Origin of the sequence: Frankia sp. AgKG'84/4 (genome assembly GCF_023242965.2) — a bacterium.
Taxonomy (GTDB): Bacteria; Actinomycetota; Actinomycetes; order Frankiales; family Frankiaceae; genus Frankia.
The window spans coordinates 1-4,437 of sequence record NZ_JALKFU020000445.1 but is presented as its reverse complement, the minus strand read 5'-3'; the positions used below and the strand labels follow the sequence as shown (position 1 = coordinate 4,437).

Here is a 4,437-nt window from a genome sequence, read left to right as displayed (position 1 = left end):
CCCCCCCCCCCCCCCCCCCCCCCCCCCCCCCCCCCCCCCCCCCCCCCCCCCCCCCCCCCCCCCCCCCCCCCCCGCCCGCTGGCGGACCGCCCGGTGCAGCGGAATGCTGTCCCAAGAACCCGCTCTGTCCCATGAACCCGCACAGTCCCATGAACCCGCACAGTCCCAAGAACCGCTTTGTCCGACGCATCTTGCCCACTGACGAACGGCCTACGTATGGGTTTCTTCGACCAGTTCTGGCAGCTCACCATCGACGGTCTGATGGTCGGGTCGCTGTACGCGGTCATCGCGCTCGGGTACACGCTCGTGTACGGGGTGCTCCAGCTGATCAACTTCGCCCACAGCGAGGTGTTCATGCTCGGATCCTTCGGCGGGCTGTTCGTGGCCCGCGCGCTGTTGCCCGGGGACGGGTCGGTGCCCGGCGGGCTGGAGTCCGTCGGGCTGGTCGCGATCGGCCTGGGCGCCGGGGCGATCTGCGGCGGGCTCGCCGCCTTCACTCTCGAACGGGTGGCCTACCGGCCGCTGCGCCGCCGCTCGGCGCCCCGGCTGGCCTACCTGATCAGCGCGATCGGCGCGTCGCTGTTCGCCGTGAACCTCGCGGGCAAGGAGTTCGGCCGGCAGAACGTCGACCTGCCGGACCTGTTCCACAACGGCACGGTGTTCACCATCTTCGGCGCCGACGTGTCGACCCAGTCGCTGGTCATCTTCGCCGTCGCGGTGGCGATGCTCATCGGCCTCGACCGCCTCGTCGCCGGCACCCGCCTCGGCCAGGGCATCCGAGCGGTCGCCCAGGACGCCGACACCGCGGTGCTGATGGGCGTCAACGTCGAGCGGATCATCATCGTCACGTTCATCGTCGGCGGTCTGCTCGCCGGCGCCGGCGGCTTTCTCTACGCGATGACGTTCAACGCGTCGTACAGCATGGGTTTCGTCCCCGGGGTGAAGGCGTTCACAGCCGCTGTCCTCGGCGGCATCGGAAACGTCCGCGGGGCGATGCTCGGAGGCCTGCTTCTCGGCCTCGTCGAGAGTTATGGTGGCTATCTGTTCCAGGCGTCCTACAAGGACGTCATCGCCTTCCTCGTGCTGGTGGCGATCCTGATGATTCGACCGTCCGGCCTGCTCGGTGAGCGTCTGGGACGGGCCGCGTGAGCGCGCCGAACGTCCCCGGCCAGCCCTTGTCCGCGACCCCGGGCGACCAGCCGGAACCGGCCCCGGGCGCCCCCGCCGACGCGGGCACGATGGCGTTGCGACCCCCCCCGGCCCAGTCCGGGCCGGCTGATCCCGCCGGATCCGGCTCCACCGACCCCCCGGCGCCCCGGCCCGACAGCCCCGCCGGCACCGCCGCGGCTGCCGGCGACGCCGTGTCCTCGGGCGCCGTGTCCTCGGGCGCCGTGTCGTCGGGCGGCGTGTCGTCGGGCGGGCGGCCGCCGTGGCATCCGGCGATGTTGTTGGCGCCCGCCCGGCTGCGCCAGCTGGGTGTGCTGGTGCTGGTCGGGCTGCTCGCCGCGGTCGTCACCGGGCCGACGGGCAACTCCGACGAACCGCTGCGGGCCGCCTGGGACTCGATCGCTGATCCGCGGATCGTGCTGTTCGGTGTCCTCGCCGTCGCGCTGTGGCTGGTGCTGGTGCTCTGGGCGGCGCTGCGCGGGGTGATCACCCAACTCGCCGCGCCGGTGCGCGCGCCCGTCGGCGCCCTCACCGGCCGCCGCGGCGCCCCGATCGTCCTGAACCTCGTGCTCCTCGCCATCGCGATCATCGCGCCGCAGGTGGTCTCCACCGCCGCCCAGCAGTCGATGGTCACCGACATCGGCATCTACGCGCTGCTCGCGCTCGGCCTGAACGTCGTCGTCGGCTACGCGGGCCTGCTGGACCTCGGCTACATCGCGTTCTTCGCCATCGGCGCCTACACCACGGCCTACTTCACCTCGCAGTCGGCGATGCCATGGCACGCGCCGTTCACGCTCAACCCGTTCTTCGTGTTCCCGATCGCGCTGGTCCTCGCCGCGCTCGCAGGTGTCATCCTGGGCGCGCCGACGCTGCGGTTGCGCGGCGACTATCTGGCGATCGTCACCCTCGGGTTCGGGGAGATCATCCATCTGCTCGCCAACAACGCCGACGGCATCACCAACGGGGCCCGGGGCGCGTTCGGCGTGCCGCACCTGTCGGTCCACCTGCTCGGCCTCGACTACACGTGGGGCATCGATCCCAAGCCCTACTACTACCTGCTGCTGGCCATCGTCGTCCTGGTGATGATCGCCTTCGGGCGGCTCGAACGGTCCCGGATCGGCCGGGCCTGGGCGGCGATCCGGGAGGACGAGGTCGCCGCCGAGGCCACCGGAGTGGCGACGCTGCGGCTGAAGCTGCTGGCCTTCGCGATCGGCGCGTCGGTGTCGGGCTTCGCCGGGGTGCTGTTCGCGTCGAAGCAGTTCTTCAACCCGCAGTCGTTCAGCCTGCAGGCGTCGTTCTTCGTCGTCGCGGTCGTCATCTTCGGGGGGATGGGCTCGCGGCTCGGCGTCGTCGTCGGCGCGGTGGTGCTGCAGGGTCTGGCCTTCTACCTGCGGGACAAGGTGGAGCCCGCGGACCGTTACCTCTACTTCGGGGCCGTCATCGTGATCATGATGATCTTCCGTCCGCAGGGGCTCGTGCCGTCCCGGCGCCGACGGCGCGAGATCGAGCTGTCCGAGGCCGGGATCGGCTCCGCCGACTCCCTCGGCGCCGCGCCGAGCGGCGGCCGGCCGTGAGCGCCGGCGCCGGTGACGACACCGGTGACCTGGTCGTCGAGGCGCGCGACCTGCAGCTGCGCTTCGGTGGCGTGACCAGCCTCGACGGTGTCTCGCTGCGCCAGCGCCGCGGCGAGATCCTCGCCGTCATCGGTCCGAACGGCGCCGGCAAGACCTCGCTGTTCAACTGCCTCACCGGGGCGTACCGCCCGCAGCGCGGGTCGGTCACGTTCTGGCCGAGCTCCGGGCGCCCCGCCGAGCTCGTCGGCCGCCGCCCGCACGCGATCACTCGCCTCGGCGTGGCCCGGACGTTCCAGAACATTCGGTTGTTCCCGGCGCTGTCCGCGCTGGAGAACGTGCAGATCGGCACCGAGGTCCGCCAGCGTTACGGCGCGCTGAGCGCCGTCCTCGGGCTGCCGCACGCCCGCCGGGCCGAGCGGGACGGCGTGCGCCGCGCACGCGAGCTCCTGGAGCTGGTCGGCCTCGGGCACCGCACGCACGAGCTCGCGGCCTCCCTGCCCTACGGCGAGCAGCGCCGGCTGGAGATCGCCCGGGCGCTCGGCACCGGCCCGGGCCTGCTGCTGCTCGACGAGCCGGCCGCCGGCACCAACCCGGCGGAGAAGCACGACCTCGCCGCACTGATCACCCGGATCGCGGGAACGGGGGTGTCGGTGCTGCTCATCGAGCACGACATGACGCTGGTGATGTCGCTGGCGACGTCGGTGACGGTGCTGAACTTCGGCCGGGTGATCGCTCACGGCACGCCCGGCGAGATCCAGCGCGACCCCGCGGTCATCGAGGCGTATCTCGGCGTCGACGCCGGGACGCGCAAGGAGTTGCGCTGATGCTGCTGACGTTGACGGACGTCGAGGTCGCCTACGGGGCGGTCACCGCGCTGCGCGGCATCAGCCTGGAGGTCGCCGAGGGGGAGATCGTCACGCTGCTCGGCGCGAACGGTGCCGGCAAGACGACCACCCTGCGCACGGTCTCCGGGCTGCTGCGCCCCGGGTCGGGCGAGATCCTGCTGGACGGCCGGCCGCTGTCCGAGATCCCCGCGCACGACCTGGTCGCCCGCGGCGTCAGTCACGTGCCCGAGGGCCGGCGGGTGTTCCCGAGCATGAGCGTCCGGGAGAACCTGCTGATGGGCGCCTACCGCGACCGCCGCCACACGCGCGAGGATCTGGAGCGGGTGTTCGCCCTGTTCCCGCGGCTGCAGGAACGGATCGGCCAGGCCGGCGGGACGCTGTCCGGCGGCGAGCAGCAGATGCTGGCCATCGGGCGCGCGCTGATGAGCCGGCCCCGGCTGGTGCTGCTCGACGAGCCGTCGATGGGGCTGGCGCCGATGGTCGTCCAGACCATCTTCGAGGTGATCGCCGAGATCAACCGGGACGGGGTCGCGGTGCTACTGGTTGAGCAGAACGCGGCCAGCGCGCTGCGGATCGCCGGCCGGGGCTACGTCCTGGAGAACGGCCGGGTCGTGCTCGCGGACAGCGCTGCGGGCCTGCTCGCCGACGACCGCGTCCGCCAGGCGTATCTCGGCGAGGACGTCGCCGCCGTCGCCGCCGTCGGGGACCCCGCGGCCGCTGGGGACCCCGCGCACTAGCCGACCGATCGGCGTCCCCGCCGATCGGGCCGGCGGACGTTCGCCCAGCCCGCCTGCCGCCGGAGTGCCGCCTGCCCCCGGAGTGCCGTCGGTGCCCGGAGTGCCGCCGGACCC

At 72.7% G+C, this 4,437-nt stretch carries 4 protein-coding genes; all 4 read left to right on the top strand.

All coding sequences use genetic code 11. The features are described from left to right. The first annotated feature begins 216 nt into the window (after window positions 1-216). The 4 genes from MXD58_RS20915 to MXD58_RS20900 are packed head-to-tail and all read left to right on the top strand — an operon-like array spanning window position 217 to window position 4,323. Window positions 217-1,149 carry a branched-chain amino acid ABC transporter permease gene (locus MXD58_RS20915; protein WP_248838819.1) on the top strand — a complete coding sequence of 311 codons (933 nt, stop codon included), beginning with the start codon at window positions 217-219 and terminating at the stop codon, window positions 1,147-1,149. Next, a complete protein-coding gene (locus MXD58_RS20910; protein WP_374616432.1) occupies window positions 1,146-2,741 on the top strand; it encodes a branched-chain amino acid ABC transporter permease in 1,596 nt (531 codons plus the stop codon). The genes MXD58_RS20915 and MXD58_RS20910 overlap by 4 nt, the downstream gene beginning before the upstream one ends. After that, window positions 2,738-3,565, top strand: coding sequence for an ABC transporter ATP-binding protein (locus tag MXD58_RS20905; protein ID WP_248838818.1), 828 nt, complete (start codon window positions 2,738-2,740; stop codon window positions 3,563-3,565). The genes MXD58_RS20910 and MXD58_RS20905 overlap by 4 nt, the downstream gene beginning before the upstream one ends. Then, window positions 3,565-4,323, top strand: a complete 759-nt coding sequence (locus MXD58_RS20900) for an ABC transporter ATP-binding protein (protein ID WP_248838817.1) — start codon at window positions 3,565-3,567, stop codon at window positions 4,321-4,323. Before MXD58_RS20905 ends, MXD58_RS20900 begins: the two co-directional genes overlap by 1 nt. Window positions 4,324-4,437: the final 114 nt, after the last annotated feature.